18 protein-coding genes and 3 pseudogenes are annotated in these 23930 nt (G+C 62.5%); 14 read left to right on the forward strand and 7 right to left on the reverse strand.

The window, feature by feature from the left end; translation table 11 throughout:
* Positions 1–25: 25 nt before the first annotated feature.
* From bglX to AC3ISR_RS10065, 6 genes are all read left to right on the forward strand, one after another.
* The gene (bglX, locus tag AC3ISR_RS10040; RefSeq protein ID WP_463984871.1) at positions 26–2281 is read left to right on the forward strand and encodes a beta-glucosidase BglX; all 2256 of its coding nucleotides are present in this window, start codon (positions 26–28) and stop codon (positions 2279–2281) included.
* Between the two features lie 73 nt (positions 2282–2354).
* On the forward strand, positions 2355–2855 hold the full coding sequence (locus tag AC3ISR_RS10045; protein WP_192300318.1) for a sigma-70 family RNA polymerase sigma factor: 501 nt from the start codon (positions 2355–2357) through the stop codon (positions 2853–2855).
* A 14-nt stretch (positions 2856–2869) separates the two neighbouring features.
* The gene (locus AC3ISR_RS10050; protein ID WP_192300319.1) at positions 2870–3820 is read left to right on the forward strand and encodes a FecR family protein; all 951 of its coding nucleotides are present in this window, start codon (positions 2870–2872) and stop codon (positions 3818–3820) included.
* Positions 3821–3917: 97 nt separating this feature from the next.
* Positions 3918–6314: a TonB-dependent siderophore receptor gene (locus AC3ISR_RS10055; RefSeq protein WP_192300320.1), complete on the forward strand. Its 2397-nt coding sequence runs from the start codon at positions 3918–3920 to the stop codon at positions 6312–6314.
* A 167-nt stretch (positions 6315–6481) separates the two neighbouring features.
* Positions 6482–7387, forward strand: coding sequence for a hypothetical protein (locus AC3ISR_RS10060; protein WP_225595660.1), 906 nt, complete (start codon positions 6482–6484; stop codon positions 7385–7387).
* Positions 7388–7948: 561 nt separating this feature from the next.
* Positions 7949–8887, forward strand: coding sequence for a hypothetical protein (locus AC3ISR_RS10065; protein WP_225595661.1), 939 nt, complete (start codon positions 7949–7951; stop codon positions 8885–8887).
* Between the two features lie 48 nt (positions 8888–8935).
* On the opposite strand, the gene AC3ISR_RS10070 is transcribed toward AC3ISR_RS10065, so the two are convergent.
* Positions 8936–10087 carry an MFS transporter gene (locus tag AC3ISR_RS10070; RefSeq protein WP_192300321.1) on the reverse strand — a complete coding sequence of 384 codons (1152 nt, stop codon included), beginning with the start codon at positions 10085–10087 and terminating at the stop codon, positions 8936–8938.
* 142 nt (positions 10088–10229) lie between these two features.
* On the opposite strand from AC3ISR_RS10070, the gene AC3ISR_RS10075 reads away from it, so the two are divergent.
* Positions 10230–11204: a diaminopimelate epimerase gene (locus AC3ISR_RS10075; RefSeq protein ID WP_192300322.1), complete on the forward strand. Its 975-nt coding sequence runs from the start codon at positions 10230–10232 to the stop codon at positions 11202–11204.
* Here AC3ISR_RS10075 and codA read toward each other — a convergent pair.
* From codA to AC3ISR_RS10090, 3 genes are all read right to left on the reverse strand, one after another.
* Positions 11197–12438 carry a cytosine deaminase gene (gene codA / locus AC3ISR_RS10080; protein ID WP_192300323.1) on the reverse strand — a complete coding sequence of 414 codons (1242 nt, stop codon included), beginning with the start codon at positions 12436–12438 and terminating at the stop codon, positions 11197–11199. The genes AC3ISR_RS10075 and codA overlap by 8 nt on opposite strands.
* Before the next feature lie 92 nt (positions 12439–12530).
* Complete coding sequence (queD, locus tag AC3ISR_RS10085; RefSeq protein ID WP_003173033.1) at positions 12531–12887, reverse strand: 6-carboxytetrahydropterin synthase QueD; 357 nt, start codon at positions 12885–12887, stop codon at positions 12531–12533.
* Positions 12888–12963: 76 nt separating this feature from the next.
* Positions 12964–14043 (reverse strand): patatin-like phospholipase domain-containing protein, encoded by a 1080-nt coding sequence (locus AC3ISR_RS10090; RefSeq protein ID WP_192300324.1) that lies wholly within the window; start codon positions 14041–14043, stop codon positions 12964–12966.
* Between the two features lie 159 nt (positions 14044–14202).
* Between AC3ISR_RS10090 and AC3ISR_RS10095 the strand changes: the two genes are divergently transcribed.
* The 4 genes from AC3ISR_RS10095 to AC3ISR_RS10110 are packed head-to-tail and all read left to right on the forward strand — an operon-like array spanning position 14203 to position 16791.
* Entirely contained in the window at positions 14203–14502 is a 300-nt protein-coding gene (locus tag AC3ISR_RS10095; protein WP_192300325.1) for a PepSY domain-containing protein, read from the forward strand.
* Positions 14502–14813, forward strand: a complete 312-nt coding sequence (locus AC3ISR_RS10100) for a PepSY domain-containing protein (protein WP_192300326.1) — start codon at positions 14502–14504, stop codon at positions 14811–14813. The genes AC3ISR_RS10095 and AC3ISR_RS10100 overlap by 1 nt, the downstream gene beginning before the upstream one ends.
* A complete protein-coding gene (locus AC3ISR_RS10105; protein ID WP_192300327.1) occupies positions 14813–15481 on the forward strand; it encodes a response regulator transcription factor in 669 nt (222 codons plus the stop codon). The genes AC3ISR_RS10100 and AC3ISR_RS10105 overlap by 1 nt, the downstream gene beginning before the upstream one ends.
* Positions 15478–16791, forward strand: coding sequence for a sensor histidine kinase (locus AC3ISR_RS10110; RefSeq protein ID WP_192300328.1), 1314 nt, complete (start codon positions 15478–15480; stop codon positions 16789–16791). The genes AC3ISR_RS10105 and AC3ISR_RS10110 overlap by 4 nt, the downstream gene beginning before the upstream one ends.
* Before the next feature lie 58 nt (positions 16792–16849).
* Here the strand turns inward: AC3ISR_RS10110 and AC3ISR_RS10115 are convergent.
* Together AC3ISR_RS10115 and AC3ISR_RS10120 are read right to left on the reverse strand one after the other, a co-directional pair.
* A pseudogene (locus AC3ISR_RS10115) lies at positions 16850–17359 on the reverse strand (methyl-accepting chemotaxis protein); the annotation flags it as partial.
* A gap of 348 nt (positions 17360–17707) precedes the next feature.
* A pseudogene (locus AC3ISR_RS10120) lies at positions 17708–18997 on the reverse strand (methyl-accepting chemotaxis protein); the annotation flags it as partial.
* 338 nt (positions 18998–19335) lie between these two features.
* Here AC3ISR_RS10120 and AC3ISR_RS10125 point away from each other — a divergent pair.
* The 3 genes and pseudogenes from AC3ISR_RS10125 (at position 19336) to AC3ISR_RS10135 (ending at position 22535) form a co-directional block, all read left to right on the forward strand.
* Complete coding sequence (locus AC3ISR_RS10125; protein ID WP_192300425.1) at positions 19336–20655, forward strand: Na+/H+ antiporter family protein; 1320 nt, start codon at positions 19336–19338, stop codon at positions 20653–20655.
* A gap of 200 nt (positions 20656–20855) precedes the next feature.
* Positions 20856–21677 (forward strand): annotated as a pseudogene (locus tag AC3ISR_RS10130) (cache domain-containing protein); the annotation flags it as partial.
* A 102-nt stretch (positions 21678–21779) separates the two neighbouring features.
* Positions 21780–22535, forward strand: a complete 756-nt coding sequence (locus AC3ISR_RS10135; RefSeq protein ID WP_412547884.1) for a methyl-accepting chemotaxis protein — start codon at positions 21780–21782, stop codon at positions 22533–22535.
* A 28-nt stretch (positions 22536–22563) separates the two neighbouring features.
* On the opposite strand, the gene trhP is transcribed toward AC3ISR_RS10135, so the two are convergent.
* Positions 22564–23877 carry a prephenate-dependent tRNA uridine(34) hydroxylase TrhP gene (trhP, locus tag AC3ISR_RS10140; protein ID WP_192300331.1) on the reverse strand — a complete coding sequence of 438 codons (1314 nt, stop codon included), beginning with the start codon at positions 23875–23877 and terminating at the stop codon, positions 22564–22566.
* Positions 23878–23930 lie beyond the last annotated feature (53 nt).

Genomic DNA, 23930 nt, shown 5'->3' on the forward strand with positions numbered 1-23930 from the left:
GGGGTCAGGGGATGAGCGCGTGAACATGCACTGGGTTGTCGGGTTGCTGGCGAGTCTTGGTAGCGCGGTTGCTGTGGCGCAGGCACCCTTGGATAAAGCCGCGTTCATCAATCAGCTGATGAGCAAAATGACGGTTGCCGAGAAAGTCGGGCAACTCGACATCGTCTATCTCGACCCTGTGGCGCCGGATGCGCGCGTCCGGGAACACCTGGCCGGCGGACTGATTGGCGGGGTGGCCGTAGTTCCGCCTGCGCCCTATGGGCACGCGTTGCAGCAAATGGCCGTTGAGCGCAGCCGATTGAAAATCCCGCTGTTTTTCAGCACGGATGTTATCCATGGCTTGCACACCGTGTTTCCGGTCAGCCTGGCGTTGGCGGCCAGTTGGGACATGCAGGCATTGGCGCTGATGGGGCGGATCAGCGCGCAGGAAGCGAGCGCCGATGGTGTGCACCTGACCTACGGCCCAATGCTGGACATCTCCCGCGATCCTCGCTGGGGCAGGGTGTCGGAGGGGTACGGCGAGGACCCCTATTTGGTGTCGCGCATTGCTCGGGTCCTGATCAACGCGTATCAGGGCGGCAACGTTCGCGCGGCGGGCAGCATCATGGCCGGCGTCAAGCATGTGGCCCTGTATGGGGCTGTGGAGGGCGGCAAGGACTACAACAGTGTCGATATGAGCCGGGCACAGATGTATCAGTACTATTTCCCGCCATACCGCGCGGCTGTCGAGGCCGGCGCGCAGGTCGCGATGCTTGCGTTCAACACAATCAACGGCGTTCCTTCAACCGCCAACCCCTGGCTTATCAGGGATGTGCTGCGCCATGAGTGGGGGTTTGCCGGCGTCACCCTGAGTGACTCCAATGCCGTGACTGGCCTGATTACGCACGGTGTGGCGATTGATCAGCGCCACGCGGCTTCATTGGCGATTCTCTCGGGCCTCGACATGGAGTTGAGTGACGAGGCCTATGTTCGCCAGTTGCCCGCCCTCGTCAAATCGGGAGCAGTGAGTGTTGCGGTCCTGGACGAGGCGGTTCGTCGCGTGCTCGGGATGAAGTACGAGATGGGGCTGTTCGAAGACCCCTATCGCAACCTCTCCCGATTGCCTCCGGAACCCATCGAGCGCCGGTTGCAAAGGGCGGCGGCGCGGGATGTGGCGCGCAGGACCCTGGTGTTGTTGAAGAATCGCCAGCACACCCTGCCGTTGAGCAAGCACGGTCGTATCGCGCTGGTAGGCCCACTCGCCAACAGCCGCCGTGATTTGCTCGGGAGCTATTGTGGCGATTGCGCAGCACAAAGAGTTGTGAGCATCCGTGAGGGCATGATGCGTGCGGTGGAAGGCAAGGCCACGCTGCTGTATGCCAAGGGCGCCAATGTCACAGACGACAGGGCGTTGTCTGATCGATTGGCACGTTATAGCTCGCCCTTGGACCTTGATCCCCGATCGCCTGAAGCGCTGCTGGACGAGGCGATGGCGGTGGCACGCCAAGCCGATGTCATCGTGGCAGTGGTGGGGGAGGCGTGGAATTTCAGCGATGAGGCCATCAGCCGAACGCGCCTTGACCTTGAAGATAGCCAGCAGCGCCTGCTCACTGCATTGAGAGCCTTGGGTAAAACGCTGGTGGTGGTGTTGGTGAACGGTCGGCCTTTGACATTGACCCAAGTGCAAGGGCAGGCCGATGCGCTGCTGGAAACCTGGTTCAGCGGGATGGAAGGCGGTAACGCTATCGCTGATGTCTTGTTTGGCGGTTACAACCCTTCGGGAAAGCTGCCCATGACGTTTCCCCGTTCGGTGGGCCAGGTCCCGGTTTATTACAACCACCTCAACACGGGCCACCCCTTCATCCCCGATCAGCCGAACAAGTACATGAGCCAATATATTGATGAGCAGGAGGGGCCGCTGTTTCCCTTCGGCTTCGGCTTGAGCTACACCCGCTTCGCACTGTCAGACTTGCAGTTGTCCAGCGCAGTGTTGCACCGAGGTCAGTCTCTGCGGGTGGGTGTCACGCTGGCCAATGCGGGTGAGCGCGATGGCGAAACCGTGGTCCAGTTGTATATCCGTGATCCGGTGGCATCCGTCAGCCGTCCGGTCAAGGAGCTCAAGGGTTTCCAGAAGGTCATGCTCAAAGCCGGTGAGCGTCGACGAATCGAGTTCACCGTGGGTGAAGATGACCTGAAGTTCTACGACGTTCACTTGCGACACGTCGCCGAGCCTGGCGAGTTCAGGCTGCAGATAGGCTTGGATTCTCGGGAGGTCATTGAACAACGCTTCGAACTGCGCTGACACGACGGGAAGCAATTGCCCGACTTAATAGGAAGCATTACTATTCACGCCCCGCCTCCCCAGTGCCTCCGCGATGATGCCCCAGCCGCCCCGCAGAACAGGCTTTTTCGAGTATTACGAAGAGTTGATCGGCACCTGGACGCGCCGCCTGAGAAACCGCCAGCAGGCCGAAGACCTGGCCCATGACACGTTTGTGCGGGTGCTTGAGGCACGGTCCACCGAGGTTGAGCAGCCGCGCGCCTATCTGCACCAAACCGCACGCAACATTGCGGTGGACGCCCATCGTCGTGAAGACCGGCGCGAGGCGCTGGCGCTGGAGACCTTCGACCTGCGTTCGCCGCACAGTGGTGACCCGGAGCACGTCATGCACGCGATCCAGTTGGCGGATTCCATCGAGCGGGCGCTGGCCGAGTTGCCGCTCAACTGCCGCAGGATTTTCATATGGCAGAAAATCGAAGGCCTCACCCAGCAGGAAATCGCCGAACGCCTGGGGTTGTCCAAGAACATGGTGGAAAAGTATATGATCCGCACCCTGCGGCATCTGCGTGACCGCTTGGACGCGCTGGCCCCATGAACCAAGGATCTTCCATGATGGATAACCGTGCCCGAGACGAGGCTGCGCAATGGTTTGTGCGCCTGCAAGACGCCGAACTGGGGGCCGCCGAGCGCCAGCAGTTCGAGGCGTGGCGCCATGAGCATCCCGACCACCAATACGAATTCGATGTGCTGCAAGGCCTGTGGAGCGCCACCGACCTGTTGCCGGCGGCGCGTTTGCGCGCGTTGTGCGATGCACCGGCTGAGCGCCCCAAGCGGCGCGCCGTGTTGCGTTACGCGGTCGCGGCCAGTGTGGTGGCGGTTGCCGTTGGCCTGGGCGTGTTCAGCATCCTTCAACCAAAACCCTACAGCGCTGAATTCAGCACGCGGCTCGGTGAACAGCGCCAGGTGACGCTGCCCGACGGTTCGGTGATGGAGTTGAACAGCCGCAGCGTGGTCGCGGTGCAGTTCGAAAAGGGCAGGCGCGGCGTGGTGCTCAAGCGGGGCGAGGCGATGTTCAATGTCGAGCACGACACCACTCGCCCGTTTGTGGTCGCCGCCGGGGCCGGGCAGGTCACGGTGACCGGCACGCGCTTTGATGTGCGCCGCGATGACGACAGCACCCGCGTGGCGGTCGAGGCCGGGACGGTCAAGGTGCAAGGGCGGGCGGCGGATGCAAGCGTCACGCTGACGGCGGGCCGTGGCACGCACATCGACAGCCAGGGCAATGTGGTGCCGGCCTACGCGGTGAACGCCGCAGAACTGACCGCATGGCGCCGCGGCAAACTGGTGTTCAACAACGCCACCTTGGGTGACGTGGCACGGGAAGTGTCGCGTTATCGCCAGCAGCCAGTGCGGGTCGGTTCGGCGGCGGTGAGCGACCTGCGCCTGACCAGCGTGTTCAACGCCAACGACACCGACGCCTTGCTCAAGGCCCTGCCGCACATTCTGCCGGTGGCCGTGCGCGCCTTGCCGGACGGCAGCCAGGAAATTATTTCGCGCTGACAGTCAGGTTTTTTTCGCGTTCGTCGTCTCCTCCTGCAACTGCAACTGGTTTGCATTAACGGCCGCACTCGCTTGCGATCACAGGACCCGATTCGACGTGAAAAAACTTGCCCGCCACCACAATAAAATCTCCCGCTGGGCGCCACTGGCCCTGGCCATGGCTGTCAGCACCTCGGCGTATGCTGCCGACACCCTCCATATCCAGGCCCAACCGCTGGGTGCAGCGCTGAGCCAGTTGGGCCAGCAGACCTCCCTGCAAGTGTTCTTCAGCCCCGACATGGTCGCCGGCAAGCAAGCCCCGGCGGTGGATGGCAACCTTTCGCCGGAACAAGCCCTGCGTCGATTGCTGCAAGGCAGTGGCCTGGACTATCAGATCGACGCCGGTTCCGTGACCTTGCGTCCGCTGGGCAGCGGTGCCGGTGAAGCCGGTTCGCCCCTGGAACTGGGTACCACCGACATCAAGGTGGTCGGCGACTGGCTGGGCGATGCCAACGCCGAAGTGGTGCAGAACCACCCCGGCGCACGCACCGTGATTCGCCGCGAGGCCATGGTGGAGCAGGGCGCGATGAACGTCGGTGACGTGTTGCGCCGGGTCCCGGGCGTGCAGGTGCAGGAGTCCAACGGCACCGGCGGCAGCGATATTTCCCTCAACGTCGGCGTACGGGGTCTGACTTCGCGCCTGTCGCCACGCTCCACGGTGTTGATCGACGGCGTACCGGCCGCCTTCGCCCCGTATGGCCAGCCGCAACTGTCGATGGCGCCGATCTCCGCCGGCAACCTGGACAGCATCGACGTGGTGCGCGGCGCCGGTTCCGTGCGTTATGGGCCGCAAAACGTCGGTGGCGTGATCAACTTTGTCACCCGTGCCATTCCGGAGAAGTTCTCCGGTGAAGTCGGCACCACCCTGCAAACCTCGGCCCACGGCGGCTGGAAACACCTGGAAAACGCCTTTGTCGGCGGCACCGCAGACAACGGCATCGGTGCGGCGCTGCTGTATTCCGGGGTCAAGGGGGACGGCTATCGCAGCAGCAACAACGCCAATGACATCAACGACGTGATCCTCAAGACCCACTGGGCGCCGACCGATAGCGACGACTTCTCACTCAACTTCCACTACTACGACGCCACGGCCGACATGCCCGGCGGCTTGACCCAGAAGCAATTCGACGCCAACCCGTATCAGTCGGTACGCGACTGGGACAATTTCACCGGGCGTCGCAAGGATGTGTCCTTCAAGTACATCCGACAGATCGACGACCGCACCCAGGCTGAAGTGCTGACCTACTACTCCGACAGCTTCCGTGGCAGCAACATCGCCAACCGCGACTTGCTCACCCTCGGCTCGTACCCGCGCACCTATTACACCTTTGGCATCGAGCCCCGTGTGAGCCATGTGTTTGACGTGGGCCCGAGCACCCAGGAAGTCAGCGTCGGCTATCGCTACCTCAAGGAAGGCATGCACGAGCAGGCCACCAGCCTCAATCTGGTCAACAACGTGCCCACCCCCGGCGGGCGCAGCGACGGTCACGTCTACCAGGACCGCACTGGCGGCACCGAGGCCAACGCCTTCTACGTCGATAACAAGATCGACATCGGCAAGTGGACCATTACCCCCGGTATCCGCTTCGAAGACATCCGCACCGAATGGCACGACCGCCCGGTGATCCCGTTGACCGGCGCGCGTACCCTGGAAAAACGCCGTGAGGTCCACAACAACGAACCGTTGCCGGCGTTGAGCGTGATGTACCACGTGTCCGATGCGTGGAAACTGTTCGCCAACTACGAAACGTCCTTCGGCAGCCTGCAGTATTTCCAGCTGGGGCAGGGCGGTACGGGCGATCAGACCGCCAGTGGCCTGAACCCGGAGAAGGCCAAGACCTACGAAGTGGGCACGCGCTACAACGACAGTGTGTGGGGCGGCGAAGTGACGCTGTTCTACATCGATTTCTCGGATGAGCTGCAATACGTCAGCAATGCCGTGGGCTGGACCAACCTCGGCGCAACCAAACACAGCGGCATCGAAGCTTCGGCCCACTACGACCTGTCGAACCTGGATGCGCGTCTGGATGGCCTGACCGCCAACGCCGGCTTCACCTACACCAAGGCTACAGCGCAAGGCGACGTTGCCTTCAAAGGCCGTGACCTGCCGTTGTACTCCCGTGAAGTGGCGACCCTGGGCCTGCGTTATGACGTCAACCACTGGACCCACAATCTGGACGTCTACGCCCAGTCCGGCCAACGTGCGCCGGGCACCGGCACCACCTACATCACCCAGGGCACTGCCGACGGCCAGTACGGCGAGATTCCCGGCTATGTCTCGGTCAACGTGCGCAGTGGTTATGACTTCGGCGCGCAACTGTCGAACCTGAAACTGGGCGTGGGTGTGAAAAACCTCTTCGACCAGTTGCACTACACGCGCTCCAGCGACAACAACGCCGGGCTGTACCTGGGCGAACCGCGTACGTTTTTTGTGCAGGCCAGCGTTGGATTCTGATCCGGTATAACGACCACTGTCGCCGTGTTTCCTATCTGGGGAGGCACGGCGATTTACGTTTCATGTTGTATTTTCCCGTTTCCCCCAGAGGATCTTCCTACCAGTAGCGAGCAGTTTTCGGTGTCTAGGCGGAACTGACCTCAGGTGTCCAGCCACATAGGTGAGGCTTGCTCGCGCTGATTCCACTATTGAGCCTGGCGCAGTCAGGCGAGCCGCTTGAAAACGAACTGGAGATCCCAATGTCAACATCCGCGTCCACCTCGACCACCGGGCACATCTTGCCGAGTCCCACCCAGGCTGACCCACAGGCGGCATTCCCTGCCCGGTCGCTACCTCCACAATACTCGGCGCGTGTGGGCTTTGCGCAACCGCAATATCTGTCCGGCCCGATGTTTGGTGATACGCCACAGGGAAAAGTTGCTGGCTACTATCACCGTCCTCCCTACCGGCCAATTGCGCAACCTGGCCCGCCTCCGCGTCCAAACCCGACGCTACCGGACCCTCACTATTCCAGGCGTAGCGATGAACAACTGGCGCAGATGCTTCTGGATAACTTCAATGCGTTCAAGGGCCCCTGGCCTTCACGTGAAGTCACGCGCCAGAGCCTGGGGGAAATTGCCAGGCAGGAGCTGACCGGCAATCCCCGGACCGACGCCAATATCAAACTGGCCAGGGAGTTGCAGCGTCGTCCTGGACTGATGGAAGCCCTGGATCGGGACCGCTCCACCGGGGCGACAAACGATAGCTTTTCCAAGGCCGACGTCAGAAATTTCGTGCATTCCGATAACCCGTTGAAGCGGTTGGACAACAAACAACTCGTTGAGGAGGTGCTCCGCAATTTCGATGCGTTGAAAGGTGGCTGGTGGAACCGCGACATCAATCTCAACCACCTGCAGGCACTCGCCAATAAACCCCTGACGGGCATCCCCCAAAAGGACTATCCCATCCAGTTGGCCAAGGCCGTGATGGGCCGTTCGGACGTCAAGGACTTGATGGACAACGTGTTTGGCTCGCAGCGCGATAACAAGATTTCGCGCGAAGAACTGCGAAGACTGTTGGCTTTGCTCGGTTAAATCCGGCACTGCATATGGGGAACCGTTTACGCAGATTTGCCACGAAGAAGACACCCACTGGTGGTTGACGGCCTGTGGGAGTCTTTATCTACTGGATCAGGATCGGACCCATGAACTCGACATCCTCTGCCTCTCGTCACTGCCCAAGCTCAGTCACCGCGCTGATGACTGCGTTGCCTGAGGCACCCTGCCAAAGCGCGCAGCAGCCGAGTCTCAACCTTACCTCTTCACCCAAATGCAGCTTCAAGGCGCCGACGGCTGCGGACTTTGACAGAGGCGCTCACATGCTCAGCGATACGCCGGTCGGCGATCCATTGTTTTCAAGACTTTCGAGCTTCTGGAGCAAGTTGTCCCTTCGAGGGTAATCATCGCTTCAGGAGGACTGAAGCCCAGGCGGTTACAAATGTTCAAGGTTGTCCGGGTGCAGAGTTGCGCTTTGCCGGAACCATCGGTTTTGCAACGCCACACAACTTGCGCCAGACCTGCATCCTCAATCGGAGCATTTTGCTGATTGAGGATTCGGGGAGCGGGCGACGTCGTCCAAATCATGTGGAGTGAAATATGAGTAACGGGATCAATCAACCTGGCTTCAGGCTGCTACCTTCGTTAGACCAGCTGAATTCGGGGGCTGCGCGGGCCAACACGCCGGGTGCGAACGCACAGGCGTCAGCCTCGGGTTACGCTCCTCAGGGCGTGGGGCAGCGTCCGGTAATGTCGGGTTTTACCGGTAGTCCGCTGATGCAATTAAACAACCCGCATTTCGATGCTCAGAATCTTTACGGCGGCATGAAGGCGGGTAACCCGTATGTCAGTTCAGATGACCACCTGCTGGCCACGGCGTTGAGCAACAGCTTTTCATTGCTCGACAAATTCACCAAGGACGGGAGCTTGGACCAGGCGGGACTGAAGAAAATCGCTGATGAGGACCCGAACCTAAGCACCGTTTCCGAACGCACGATCATGCTGGCCAACGAGATCATCAACCGCCCGCGCCTGAACGATGCGATCCTGGGCAAAGGCGGAAAAATCACGCCTTCAAGCCTCTCCAAGGCGGCCAGCACCCTGCTTGGCAACACCAACCCCAACAATACGAAAAGTGCCGACCCGTTCCATGCGAAAACCGATGCGCAGGTGGTCGAGGCGTTCAGGGGCATGTTTGACGAGCTGCGCGATCGCTCGGAAGACCGCAGTTTCTTCTTCGAAAAACACCGCTACGTGAAGACCGACAAAATCATTGAAATGAGCAAGGACCCCAACTTGACCGACGAGAAAGGCGCATTGGTGCGGGATCCGGACACCGGGTTTGCGATGAAAAAATACAGTCCGCCGCAGGTGTACATGGCCAAGAACCTGGTCGAGCGGCCAGGCTTGCTGGCGTCCCTGGACAGCAATAAAGCCAACGGCACCAGCATTTTCGGCAGCCATAACAGTGACGGTTGGCTGAAAAACTACAGCCTTGATCGCTGGCTGGAAAACGACAAGAAAGAGAAGGGCAAATGATGCCCTGACGGGCTCATGAGCTCTTTGTCTGGCACAAAAAGCTCATGGCTACACCCGCAATATCTTGCCGCTGGCCGCGACTGCTGCCAGCAACCCGCCGATCAGCAGGAAGGCGATGGCCAGGCTGCTGCCATGGGCGATGAAGCCAATCACAGCAGGCCCGGCGAGTATCCCGGCATACCCCAGCGTGGTAATGGCGGGCACGGCAATGTGTTCGGGCATCACCTTTTGTTTACCCACCGCGGTGTAGAGGACCGGCACGATGTTGGAACAGCCTGCGCCGATAAGGGCATAACCCAGCAGCGACACTTCCCAGGCCGTCGATAAGGTGGCGAGGAACATACCGGCGGCCGCTAGCGAACCACCGGCCACGATCACCTGGGTAGGCCCAAGTCGACGCACGATCGCATCACCGGTCAAACGCCCGGCCGTCATGGTCAGGGCAAATGCCGCGTAACCAAGACCCGCATAGGCTTCGTCGAGGCCGCGTTCGCCGCTCAGGAACACAGCGCTCCAGTCCAGCACCGCGCCCTCGGCAAGAAACACGACAAAACACAGGCAGCCGATAAACAGCACCACGCCATGGGGAATCGCAAACGCCGGGCCTGAACTTTCACTGCCGTAAGGCAGCAAGTGCGGGGCGGCCTTGAGCAGCGCCGCCAACGTGATCACGACCACCACCAGGATTGCCTGCAACGGCGACAAGCCCAGCCCGAGCAACCCCGAAACACCTGCCGCACCGACAATCCCACCCAGACTGAACAAGCCGTGAAATCCCGACATCATGGTTTTGCCGCTGGCGCGCTCAACGATCACCGCTTGCAGGTTGACCGTGGAGTCCACCGTGCCCAACCCGGCACCGAACAGAAACAGCGCGGCGATCAACAAGGGAATCGAACTGACCGTCGCCAGCATCGGCAGGGCCAGGCAGATCAGCAGCGTGCCGGCGCAGAGCACGCGCCGACAGCCGAAACGCGAGGCGAGCAGGCCGGCCACTGGCATGGCGATGATCGAGCCCACCCCCAGGCACAACAGCAACAGGCCGAGCGTGCCTTCATCGAGTCCGGCGCGGGCCTTGGCATACGGCACCAGCGGTGCCCAGGCGGCGATGCCGAAACCGGCGATGAAAAACGCGATGCGGGTCGACATTTGCTCCAGTCGCCCGGGAACCACGGGTGCTGAGGTGGGGATGGCAGTCATGAAAAATCCTTGGTTTTGCGTTCAACGAACGGTGTCCGGCGCGACATCCTCCCACAGATGGAAGGTTCTGTAATACGCTGCCGACCCTGTGTGTGGGCAAGTGGATGGATGAGCCAATGAAACAATCCTGGCGGACGTGGGTATGACTCAGTTCTACGATGCGCGGGGCAATATTTATGGGGTGGTCAGCCCGGCTGCCTTGCGCCGCCAGGGGATAGCGGTTCCCGACACTGCCGTCGTGGCGGCGCATCACCGCCAGGCCTGGGCGCTGGCGGCGGTCGCGGCCGAATGCGGCTGGGGATCAACCCCGCGCCCGCCGCAGGCCAAGGCCCACCGCTGCGATGGCCTGTTGGTGGGGCCGTTCCAGGCTGCGCCGCCGTTTGACCTATTGATCGTCAACACCGACGGCACCCTGGCCGAGCGCAGCGGCAACGGGCTGACCATCTTTGCCCAGGCCCTGACGGACCAAGGCATGATGACCGAGGCCAGCGAGTTACGTGTGCATCACGACCAACCGGCTGGCGCCTCGCCGTTGAGCACCTGGGTGGAACCGGCGGTGTATGCCCAGGTGAGCGGGTTCTGGCTCGCATTGGGCCAGCCTGCGTTCGGGCCGTCGGCCGTGGGGGCGACGGGCGTCGGCGCTGCTGAACCCAGCCACGTGAGCGCACTGGCGGCGATCAACCCGCAGTGGGCGCACAGTCAGTTTGTGCGGGTGGGCAACCCCCATTGCGTGACGCTGGTCGAACACCTTTCGGCGTTGCCCGACAACGCACAGATGCAGCAGCCCGGGTTGTTCGAAGCGCTGCAGGCAATTGCCTTTGCGCCGCCGGTTGGCCGCGGCCAGCCCTGTGCGGCCGGAGTCAATTTGCAATGGGCTGCGCGGGACTGCGCCAACCGTGTGTTCGCGCGGGTGTTTGAACGTGGAGAGGGCCCTACGGCGTCGTCCGGCACCAGCGCCAGCGCAGTGGCCTGCGCGGCGTGGCGGGCGGGTTGGGTCGCGGCGGGGGAGGTCGCGGTGGTGATGCCGGGCGGTACGGCGCCGGTGCGCTTGCAGGTGCAGGCCGAGACGCTGCGCAGTGTCAGCCTGTTCGGCACCGCCCGGCGGCAAATCAGCTGAGCAAAAACTCCACCTGCGCCGGCTGACGTTTCATCAACACCTTGCCGTGGCGGATTGAATACAGCGGCAGTCCCTGGCTGCGAATCACTTCATAGTCGCTGTCCGCCGAGAGCACCAGCAGGTTGGCCGGGCGACCCGGCTCCAGACCGTAGCGGTCGCCCAGGGCCATGGCCTTGGCGCTGTTATCGGTCACCAGGTCGAGGGCGCTTTGCAGGTTGCTGTAGCCGAGCATGTGGCAGATATGCAACCCGGCCTCCAGCACGCGCAGGATGTTGCCGTTGCCCAGCGGATACCAGGGGTCGACGATGGAGTCCTGGCCGAAACACACGTTCATGCCGGCTTCGAGCAACTCGTTGACGCGGGTGACGCCCCGGCGTTTGGGGAAACTGTCGAAGCGGCCTTGCAAGTGGATGCTCTCGGTCGGACAGGAGACGAAGTTGATCCCGGAGTGCCCCAGCAAGCGAAACAGCTTGGCGCAGTAGGCGTTGTCGTAGGAGCCCATGGCGGTGGTGTGGCTGGCCGTGACGCGAGCGCCCATGCCACGGCTGCGGGCCTCTTCGGCGAGCACTTCGAGAAAACGCGAGTGCGGGTCGTCGGTTTCGTCGCAATGCACGTCCACCAGGCAACCGCTGCGCTCGGCCAGGTCCATCAGGAATTTGACCGAGCTCACGCCCTGGTCGCGGGTGTATTCAAAGTGCGGGATGCCGCCAACCACATCGGCGCCCAGGCGGATGGCTTCTTCCATCAGTTCGCGGCCGTTGCGGTAGGACTCGATGCCTTCCTGGGGAAACGCGACGATTTGCAGGTCGATCAGGTGCGCACTTTGCGCGCGTACTTCGAGCATGGCCTTAAGCGCGGTGAGGTCCGGGTCGGTGACGTCGACGTGGGTACGCACATGCTGGATGCCGTGGGCGGCGAGGGCCTGGATGGTTTGCTTGGCGCGGGTCTTGGTGTCTTCAAAGGTGATGCTGGCTTTGCGCTCGCCCCAGCACTCGATGCCCTCGAACAGCGTGCCGCTCATGTTCCAGCGCGGTTCGCCGGCGGTGAGGGTGGCGTCGAGGTGGATGTGCGGCTCGACGAAGGGCGGGATCACCAGGTTGCCGGCGGCATCCAGGTCGTCGGCCTGCAACGGCGGTGGCGTGGTCTGTGGGGTGATGCTGGCAATCCGGCCCTGTTCCAGGTGCAGATCATGCAGGCCTTCACGGTTGCGCAGGCGGGCGTTGATGATGTGCATGGGCAAGTTCCTTTTGAGCGGCGGGAAGCCATGACTGTAAGGGAGCCAGGCATAAAAAAACCACCGCTGGGGTGGTTTTTCGTACGGGCGGTTTATTCGCCGCGATAGATGCAACCGCTGGTGCACGTCTCATGGATGCGAATTGCACTGAGTTCCGGCAGCAGGGGTTTGAGCTCGTTCCAGATCCACTTGGCCAGCACTTCGCTGGTCGGGTTTTCCAGGCCGGGGATGTCGTTGAGGTAGTTGTGGTCGAGGCGTTCGTAGAGCGGCTTGAAAATCGCCTTGATCTCCGAGAAGTCGCGAATCCAGCCGGTATGGGGGTCCAGGTCGCCGCTCAGGTGGATCGCCACCTTGAACGAATGCCCGTGCAGGCGCCCGCATTTGTGGCCGTCCGGTACGTGCGGCAGGCGGTGGGCGGATTCGAAGGTAAACTCTTTGAAGATTTCCACAGTATTTTCAGCTCGGTCAGGTATCTGGCAGGCGGCGAGTTTAACAGCTTGACCCACCGCCGCGCATACCGCTGGGTCAAAGGGCCTGCAGGTGCTCGCCCAATTGGTCGTTATCGGCCAGCGTCAGAAATTCATCCCCCAACCGCCGGCTCTCGCTCATCGCGGTTTGCCAGTATTTGTTGCGGCTCGCGTCATCGCCCATGAAGCGCTTGAAGTCGCTGCGGTCCGGCAGCTTGCCGTGGGGCAGGCGGGCCAGGTAGTCCCTGGACGGGGCGAGCAGCAACACGTCCTGCAAGCCGGCTGGGTTGCTGCGCCGCCATGGCAGGCCTTTGTCGAACCAGCCGGGGATGACCCGGTCGGTGAAGTGCGGGTACAGCACGATGTCGTCGCCGTGGTAGGGCAGGTCGAGGTGGTAGTCCAGCAGGCCGCCGTCGCGGTAGGTGCCGGCGCCGGCACCGGGCAGGTCGCGCACGCCTTGCATGACCATGGGGATCGAGCCGGAGGCAAGCAGGGCCTGGCGCAGGTTGCCGAGTTCCAGGGCCAGGAAGCGCGACGGGAAATCCTGCAGCGGATGCACGGGGGGCGCCTGGCGCGGGTCATGGATGATCAACCGCTCGAAATGCCGCGACAACCGCGCACGGCCGCGCAGGTTATCGGCGATCACCGACGACAGGCCCAGCCCGAGGCGCCCGCGGTGGTCATCGGCGAGCAGGCCGTGGCTCTTGACCACCATGATGTTCAGGCGGTAGTCCGGGTTGTCCAGCACCCGTGCATCGCGCCCGGCCAGCAGGTCGTCGAGCATGCGCTGGCAGCTCTGGCTGACTTCGGCCATGGTCACGCCCTTGGCGAAACGCTGCTCGTTGTACAAGCGGCCGAGGTCGAGCAGGCCTTGCACCGGGTCGGGCAGGCAGGCGCTGGCAAACCGCCAGGAGCCGATCGACGCGCCGATCAGCGCTCGTTCGCGGGGCGCCCGCGCCAGCCAATCGCCAAACAGCGCCAGGTCCAGGCCCTGGATACCCAGCGCCTTGGGCCCACCGGCTGCGCCAGGCAGGATGCCGACGTCAGCCGGCTTGAGGCCTTGTTCACGAATACGCGTAAAGGCCCGCTTACCGGCCTTGAGGGTCAGGGCGGGAAACTTGATGTGGATGGCTGTCATACCGGTCTCTGTTGAAGCGAGCGGGGCAGTATAGGAAATCTCGCACGATGATGGGTAAAGAGGCTTGTCGGCAATTGCCATGGTGGCAATTCAGTTTCAGTTAAGTTGCTGCAGGTAGGGTGGCCGGCGTAGGAAAACACCTTGAAACGGAGACTCCCTATGAAGCGCCTTACAGTGCTGGTCGCCGCTATCACCGCCGTCGTGGCGGCACAGGCGGGTGCAGTGGACCCCGACAAACCGCTGAAATTGCCCGGCACTGTTACTATTGTCGCCTTCGACCAGTTGGAGGCCACGGCCTTGGCGCTGCATCCCGGTTCAACCGTGCTCGACACCGACCTGGACGAGGAATACGGCAGGTACCTCTACCAGGTCGAGCTGCAAGACCCCAACGGCATTGAATGGGACGTTGAATTGGACGCGCTGACCGGGCATGTCCTCAAGAATCATCAGGAAACGTAATGAAGGTATATCGACGCGCCGGCAGTGCAGTTGCGCTGGCCCTGCTGGTTTTTTGCTCAAGCCTGACGGCCCGCGACCTGGATCAGGACGAAGCCTTGGCACTGCGCCAGCAAGGGGTGATCCTGCCGCTGGAGCAGTTGCTGCAACAAGCCATGGCGCGTCACCCCGGCTCGCGTTTGCTGGAGGCCGAGCTTGAGAAAAAGCACGGCCAGTACGCCTATGAAGTGGAACTGGTCACCGCGGCGGGCGTGGTGCGCGAGATCAAGCTGGACGCCAGCACGGGTGTGCTGATCAAAGACGAGGAAGACTGATGCGCCTGCTTCTGGTGGAAGACAACGTCCCGCTGGCCGACGAGTTACTGGCTGGCCTGCAGCGCCAGGGGTATGCCGTCGACTGGCTGGCTGATGGCCGCGACGCAGCGTATCAAGGCCGCAGCGAGCCCTATGACCTGATTATCCTCGACCTCGGTCTGCCTGGCCTGCCGGGGCTCGAGGTGCTGGCACAATGGCGTGCAGCCGCCCTGTCCATCCCGGTGCTGATCCTTACCGCCCGCGATTCCTGGGCCGAGCGCATCGAAGGGCTCAAGGCCGGTGCCGACGACTACCTGAGTAAACCCTTTCACCCGGAAGAACTGTACTTGCGCATCCAGGCGCTGTTGCGCCGCGCCCACGGCCACGCCAACCAACCCACCTTGCAAGCCGCCGGCCTGCACCTGGACGAAGGGCGCCAGTGCGTGCTGCGCGATGGCGCGGAGATTCAACTGACCGCCGCCGAATTCCGCCTGCTGCGCTACTTCATGTTGCACCCCGAACAGATCCTGTCGAAAAGCCACCTGGCCGAGCATCTCTATGACGGCGAAACCGAGCGCGACTCGAACGTGCTCGAAGTCCACGTCAACCACCTGCGCCGCAAGTTGGGCCGCAGCGTGATCGAAACCCGGCGCGGCCAGGGTTACCGCTTTGGCGCCACCCCTGCATGAGGTCGATCCAGCGGCGCCTGAGCCTGGGGTTGGTCAGTGTGATGGTGATCGTCGGCATCGCGTTGGCGCAAACCAGTCTGTGGCTGTTCGAAGCGGGTCTGCAGCGCTACCTGGAATCGGGGCTGCGTAATGACAGTGAAAGCCTGCTGGTCGCGCTGGTACGTGGCCCGGACGGTTTGGAGTTGCATGAGAAGCGCGTGTCGCCGGCCTATCAGCGGCCGTTTTCCGGGCACTATTTCCGCATTGATTTTGCCGACAAACACTGGCGCTCGCGCTCTTTGTGGGACCAGGACCTGCCGCACCTGCCCGAGGCCGGGCTCAAGGGCAACCTGCAACTGGGACCGGAAGGCCAGCAACTGCTGGTGTTGCGTGAGGACTACAAGCGCTTCGGCCAGTCGATTTCCATCAGCGTGGCTCAGGACTACACGCCGGTGCGCGAAAGCTTTCGCCTGATGCGTCAGATCGGTCTGGTACTGGGCCTGGCCGCCTTGCTGTTGGTGCTGATCCTGCAACGGGTCACGGTGCGTCGCGCCTTGCGCCCGCTGGAAACCGCGCGCAACCAGATCGCCCAGTTGCAACAGGGCCAGCGCTCGCAGCTCGACACCCAGGTGCCACAGGAGCTGGAGCCGCTGGTGGCGCAGATCAACCACTTGCTGGCGCACACCGAGGACAGTCTCAAACGTTCGCGCAATGCCCTGGGCAACCTTGGTCATGCCCTGAAAACCCCGCTGGCGGTGTTGCTGAGTGCGGCTTCCAGCGAGGCGCTCAAGGATCACCCTGAACTCGGCAAACTCCTGCGCGAGCAGTTGGAACAGGTGCAGCAGCGCCTCAACCGCGAACTCAATCGTGCCCGCCTGGCCGGTGAAACCCTGCCTGGCGCTTTGTTCGACTGTGATCAGGAATTGCCGAACCTGCTGGCCACCTTGACCATGATCCACGGCGACCACCTGGACCTGAGCTACCACGCAGCGCCCGGCCTGCACCTGCCGTGGGACCGTGCCGACTTGCTGGAGCTGTTGGGCAACCTGCTGGACAACGCCTGCAAATGGGCAGATGCCGATGTGCGTTTGACCGTCAGCGAAACAGCGCACAGTTTCTGGCTGGCGGTGGACGATGATGGCCCCGGCATCCCCGAAATCCAGCGTGACCAGGTGTTCAGCCGTGGCGCGCGCCTGGACGAACAAATCGATGGACATGGCCTTGGGTTGGGGATCGTGCGGGATATCGTCGAGGTCTGGGGGGGGGTGTTGCAGTTGCAGGAAAGCGAGTTGGGCGGGCTCAAAGTGTTGATCGAACTGCCCAAGCGCTGACGCGGTTAAAAATGGGGGAGCTGGCAAGCCAGCTCCCGCAGTGGTGTTGCTCCAGTCTTCAGACCCGGAACTGATCCATCAAGCCCTGCTGCTGATTCGCCAGGCTGTTCAATGCCTGGCTGACCCGCGCCGATTCGTTGGCCTGTTCCGACAGCGACTCGGTCACATCGCGAATCGTCGCGACGTTGTTGTTGATCTCTTCAGCCACCGCGCTTTGCTCTTCGGCGGCGCTGGCGATTTGCAGGTTCATGTCGCTGATCACCGTGACCGCCTCGCCGATCTGGCGCAGGGCGGTGACGGCCTGGCCGACCTGTTCGACGCTGCCCTGGGCCTGGCGATAGCTGTTGCCCATGGACCCCACCACTTCCTCGGTGCCGCTTTGCAGGTGTTCGATCACCAGGCGGGTTTCTTCCACCGATTCCTGGGTACGGCGTGCCAGGTTGCGCACTTCGTCGGCCACCACCGCAAAACCACGGCCGGCCTCACCGGCGCGGGCGGCTTCAATCGCGGCGTTGAGTGCGAGCAGGTTGGTCTGCTCGGCAATACCGCGAATCACTTCGAGCACCGAACCGATTTTCTCGCTGTTGGCGGCCAAGCCTTCGACCTGGGCCATGGCGGTGCTCATGTCGGCCGCCAGGTTGCCAATGTTGGTGGTGGTGCGGTCGATCACGGTCAGGCCGTCACGGGTGGCCTGGTCGGCGTCGCGTGCCGCCTGCGCCGCTTGGGCCGCGCTGCGGGCGACGTCCTGGGCGGTGGCGCTCATTTCGTGGGAAGCGGTGGCCACTTGGTCGACCTGGCGATACTGCTGCTCCATGCCGGCGCTGGTTTGCGTTGCAATCGCGGCGGATTGGTCAGCGGTGCCACGGGCGTCCTGCACCGAGCGTTTCACTTCGGCAATGATCGGTTGCAGTTTGTCGAGGAAACGGTTGAACCAGCCAGCCAGTTGGCCGAGTTCGTCCTGTTTGTCGTAGGCCAGGCGACGGGTCAGGTCGCCTTCGCCGCTGGCGATGTCTTCAAGCATGTGCGCCACGCCGAGGATCGGCCGGGTCACGCTGCGGGCCATCAGCCACACCAGGATCAGGCCGACGACCGCTGCCAACAAGCCCAGGCCCAGCTCCAGCAAGGTGCCCCTGGCATTGTCGGCATCCAGCTGCGTTTTCAACGCTTCGGCGGGAGCGACCAGGACTTTTTCCGGCACATCCAGCAACACCCCCCACGATTTGCCATCGGGGATCGGCGCGAAGGGTGCCAGCACCTTGAGTTGGTGGTCGGTGCGCAGGCTGCGGATCTGCGTGCCGCTGGCCAAGAAACCGATCAGTTGCGCGCCGCTGGCGTTATCGACCTGATCCAGGCGCTGGCTGAGCTTGCTCGCATCCGGGCTGTAGCCGGCGAGCAGGCCGGTGGCGCTGAGGATGCTGACCTGGGTCTGGCCGTCATACAGCTTGCGGCTGGCCTGCTGGCTCACGGCCTGCAGGCTGTTGAGGTTGATGTCCACCGACAGCGAGGCGACGACTTTACCGTTGACCATCAGCGGGAACACGATGCTGGTCATCAGCACGTTTTGTCCGTTGATCACATAGAAGTAGGGCTCGATCACACACGGCTTGAGGGTGGTGCGCGGGCAGGTGAACCAGGCGTTGGCTTTTTCCCCGCTGGGGCCGATGCTGGTGTCGGTCATATCGCTTTCCGGCAGGGCCATCGACTCCAGTTTGCCGGGGGTTGGCTGCGACCAGTACAAGGCGAAGCGGCCCTTGTCGTTACTGCCCAGCTCGGCCTGGTTGGCGAACAGTTCGTCCTTGCCATCCAGCGCGTTGGCTTCGAACACCAGGGACAGGCCGAGCAGGTCCGGGTTGGCCTGCAATGCGGCCTTGACCTGGCGGGTCAGGTCTTCGCGGGTGTCGAAGGCGTCGAGGAAGCGCTTTTCTGCCTGTTCACGCAAGAACAGCACCTGGCGCGAAAAGCCGTGGCCGTATTGATAGGCGTCCATGAACTGGCGACGGATGCCCAGTGCCTGCCCTTCACCCTGGGCCTCGATGCGCGCCTGGGCCGCTTCGTCGAGCATCTGCATGCTGGACGCCTTGACCTGCAGCGAACTCTGCTCCATGCGATACAGCGACAGACCCACCAGCAGGGTCACGATTCCCAGCAGGCAAAGGCCGGCGAGCAGGGTGATTTTCCATTGAATGGACAGCTGTCTGAGGGACATCGAGGAGCATCCTTAACCTTAAAACACAGTGAATCAGGCTATCGGCCGATCTTTCTCGATCTTTATTATTTAAACGTTCAATTGAATTTTGCCCGGTAGTGAGCGAGCTTGCTCGCGCCGGGCTGCGTAGCGGCCCCAAAAAAGAGTGGGAGCGCTGCGCACTCCAGCGCGAGTAAATTCGCTCGCTACAAAGCTGGTTTTTTGACATGCAGCCCCACCTGCGGCAAAGTGCGCGCCCTCTAATAAGACCTCCTTCAAGCCTGCACGCTGGCAGCCACCCTTGGCCTGTCTTGGCGCGGGCATGCCTGTTTTTTATGTTTCTGCTTGAGGTATCCATGATTAACGCAGTCATTGCCGCGGTCGGCACCATGCTGGTGCTCAGCCTGTCCCGCGTGCATGTGGTCATCGCCATCATCGTCGGCGCGCTGGTCGGTGGTCTCACCGGCGGGTTGGGCATCGACGCCACGCTCAAGGCCTTCAATGGCGGGTTGGGCGGCGGCGCCACCGTGGCGTTGTCCTACGCCTTGCTCGGCGCGTTCGCCGTGGCCATTGCCAAATCCGGGTTGGCCCACGCCTTGGCCGACAAGGCGCTGATGCTGGTGGACCGCCAGGAAGCCAGCGGCGGCAGCCACGTCAAATGGCTGCTGATCGGCCTGCTGTGGGTGGTGGCAATTGCTTCGCAGAACATCCTGCCGATTCACATCGCGTTTATCCCGTTGCTGGTGCCGCCGCTGCTGTACGTGCTGACCAAGCTGCAACTGGACCGCCGCCTGATCGCCTGTGTGATGACGTTCGGCCTGATCACGCCGTACATGTTTCTGCCGGTGGGTTTTGGCAACATCTTCCTCAACCAGATCCTGCTGGCCAACGTGGCCAAGAGCGGCGTGGACATCAGCCAGGTCAACGTCACCCACGCCATGGGCCTGCCTGCACTGGGCATGGTTGTAGGCCTGCTGGTGGCGGTGTTTGTCAGTTATCGCAAAAAGCGCGTGTACGACCTGGAGAAAATCGAACGGGTCGAACAAGTGGCGGTGCAGTACAACCCGCTGACCCTGCTGGTGGCCGGCCTGGCGATCGCCTCGGCGTTCATCATCCAGCTGTGGCTGGACTCGATGATCATCGGCGCGCTGGCGGGTTTCCTGATCTTTTCGGTGTCGGGCATCGTGCGCTGGAGCGACACCGACGACCTGTTCACCGAAGGCATGAAGATGATGGCGATGATCGGCTTCATCATGATCGCCGCCTCGGGCTTTGCCGAAGTGCTCAAGGCCACCGGCGATGTGCGCTCGTTGGTGCAAGCCTCGGCGGCGTTCATCGGCCATAGTCGTGGCGTGGGTGCGTTGTTGATGCTGTTGGTGGGGTTGTTGGTGACCATGGGCATCGGTTCGTCGTTCTCCACGGTGCCGATCCTGGCGGCGATTTTTGTGCCGTTGTGTGTGCAGTTGGGCTTCAGCCCGATGGCCATCGTCTGCATCGTCGGCACCGCTGGCGCGCTGGGCGATGCCGGTTCGCCCGCGTCGGACTCAACTCTGGGCCCGACCTCCGGCCTGAACATCGACGGCCAACACCACCACATCTGGGACACGGTGGTGCCGACCTTCCTGCACTACAACATTCCGCTGCTGGCCTTCGGCTGGTTGGCCGCAATGACCCTCTGACACCGCTGATTGTAGTGAGCGAGCTTGCTCGCGCCGGGCTGCGAAGCCGCCCCAACCAGTCCGCCTCGGTGTTTCAGGAGGACCGCGGTGGCTGGATTTAGGGCGGCTTCGCCCCCCCAGCGCGGGCAAGCCCGCTCACTACAGTTATTTCCTGCGCAGCCGTTAACCTCTCAAGTCGCCCCTAATAAGAGAGAAAAACCATGCGTCTGAGCCTGAAGGCCAAAGTCTTGTCCCTGGCTGTCGTGCCGGTGTTGCTGTTTGCCGTGGTCATCAGCCTGACCACCGTGTGGATTCTCCAGGGCCAGGCGCGCAACGAGGTGGATGAAACCCGCCAGCGCCTGCTCAACGACGCCAAGGCCACCCTGCAAAGCTATGTCGAAGTGGCCATGACCACCATCAAGCCGCTCTACGACGCAGCCGCCCCCGGTGATACCGGCGCACGCGCCGAGGTGGTCAAGCTGTTGTCCAACACCAGCTATGGCAAGGACGGCTACTTCTTCGGCTACGACTCCGAGACCATCCGCCTGTTCAAGGGCAACAGCCCCGACGGCGTGGGCAAGAGCTTCAAGGACAACCGCGACCCCAACGGCGTGTACGTCAACCGTGACCTGGTCAAGGTCGGCAAGGACGGCACCCATTACCTGCAATACAGCTCGACCCAGCCGGGGCAAACCGAACTGGTGCCCAAAATGGGCTACACCGAATACCTGCCCAAATGGGACATGGTCATCGGTACATCGGTGAACCTGGACGGCATCGAAGCCCAGGTGGCGGTGGTCGAAGCCAAGGTGAAGACGCGCATGGAAGGCGTGTTGTTGAGCATCCTCGGCGTGGCGGTGGTGGTGCTGCTGGTCATTGCCGCCGTGGGCCTGGTGGTGGCCAATACCATCCTGCGGCCGTTGCACCTGATGAAAGCCAACCTCGATGACATCGCCGCCGGCGAAGGCGATTTGACCCGCCGCCTGGCCATCACCAGCCAGGACGAATTGGGCGATCTGGCCGGGGCGTTCAACCGTTTTGTCGACAAGATCCATGGCCTGGTGCGCCAGATCACTGAAATGACGGCGCAGCTCACCGGGCTGGTCAGCCAGGTTTCCGACCAGGCCCAGCGTTCCGAGCAGGCCATGGAGCGCCAACGCCACGAAACCGATCAGGTGGCGACGGCGATCAATCAGATGTCGTCGGCCGCCCATGAAGTGGCGCGCAGTGCCCAGGGCGCTGCCGTCGCCGCGCAACAGACTGACGCCGAAGGCCAGGCTGCCAAGCGCGTGGTGGACGGCAGCATCGCGCAGATCCACGCGCTGGTCAGCGATATTCGCAGCAGTGGCGTGTCCCTCGACAGCCTGCAACAGGACGTGTCATCGATTGTCAGCGTGCTTGGCGTGATCCGCTCTATCGCCGAACAGACCAACCTGCTGGCACTCAACGCCGCGATTGAAGCCGCACGGGCGGGGGAGGCCGGGCGTGGTTTTGCGGTGGTCGCCGACGAAGTACGCGCCCTGGCCAGCCGCACCCAGACCAGCACCCAGGAAATCCAGGGCATGATCGACCGCCTGCAAAAGGGCACGGAAGCCGCCGTGGATGCGATGCGCCGCTCCAGCGATGCCGGCGACGGCACCTCGGCACAGGCCAACCAGGCCGGCGCGTCCCTGGACACCATGGCGCAGTTGATCGGTACCATCAATTCGATGAACGCGCAGATCGCCAGCGCCGCTGAAGAACAGACGGCCGTAGCCGAAGAGATCAACCGCAGCGTGCATCAGATCGCCGTGGCGGTGGACAGCGTTGCCGACGAGACCCAACTGGGCGCCCAGACCTCGCGCAGCCTGGCGGACCTGGGCCAGCGCTTGGGGCAGTTGGTCGGGCAGTTCCGGATCTGAGCCCGACAAGCACACAGCCTAGGCGTGTTCAGACATCGCGCATCAACAGACCAAAACGCAGATCCATCTGCGCCGGGACCGGCACATACACCGTGTGCCCGTCCCCCGGCGCCACCTCGACGGCTTCGCCTTTGGCGTTGTGCATCATCTCCAGGTCGAAGTGGAAATTGCCCGCAGGCGTCATCAATTCCAAATGATTGCCTACGGCAAAACGGTTCTTTACCTTCACCTCGGCCAGTTCGCCCCGACGCTCGCCGGTGAATTCCCCGACAAACTGCTGGCGCTCCGAAACTGAACTGCCGTTCTGGTAATTCTGGTATTCGTCGTGCACATGCCGACGCAGGAAGCCTTCGGTGTAGCCGCGCTGCGCCAGGGACTCCAGGTCGGTCATCAGGTTGCGGTCAAATTCACGCCCGGCCACCGCGTCGTCTATCGCCCGGCGGTACACCTGGGTGGTGCGTGCGCAGTAGAAGTGGGACTTGGTGCGGCCTTCGATTTTCAGCGAGTGCACGCCCATGTGGGTCAGGCGCTCCACGTGCTGCACAGCGCGCAGGTCCTTGGCGTTCATGATGTAGGTGCCGTGTTCGTCTTCAAAGGCGGGCATCTGCTCGTCGGGACGGTTGGCTTCCTGGAGCAGGAACACTTGGTCGGTCGGTGCGCCGATCCCCAGGGTCGGCTGGAATTGCTGGACGATGTCCCCCGTGGCGTTTTCCACCGCCGGCGTGGCCTGGTATTTCCAGCGGCAGGCATTGGTGCAGGTGCCTTGGTTGGCGTCGCGCTTGTTCATATAGCCTGAGAGCAGGCAGCGCCCGGAATAGGCCATGCACAACGCCCCGTGCACAAACACTTCCAGTTCCATGGCTGGCACCTGTTGGCGGATTTCGCCGATCTCTTCCAGGGACAATTCCCGCGACAGGATCACCCGGCAGATCCCTTGTTGTTGCCAGAACTCCACGCTGGCCCAGTTCACCGTATTGGCCTGCACCGACAGGTGGATCGGCATTTGTGGGAAATGTCGGCGTACCAGCATGATCAGTCCGGGGTCGGACATGATCAGCGCGTCCGGGCCCATGGCGATCACGGGGGCCAAGTCCTTGAGGAAGGTCTTGAGCTTGGCGTTGTGCGGTGCGATGTTGACCACCACGTAGAAGCGCTTGCCCAGCGCATGGGCTTCGTCGATGCCGAGGGCCAGGTTGGCATGGTCGAACTCGTTGTTGCGCACCCGCAGGCTGTAGCGCGGCTGGCCGGCGTAGACCGCATCGGCCCCGTAGGCGAAGGCGTAGCGCATGTTCTTCAGGGTGCCGGCAGGGGCGAGCAATTCGGGGGCGATAACAGGGGGCATGGTGAGCACTTGAGTCAAAAAAGTGCGGCAGGGTAGAGCAAGTCGGTCTGTGG

The sequence above is a fragment of the Pseudomonas sp. GL_117 genome, assembly GCF_057835125.1.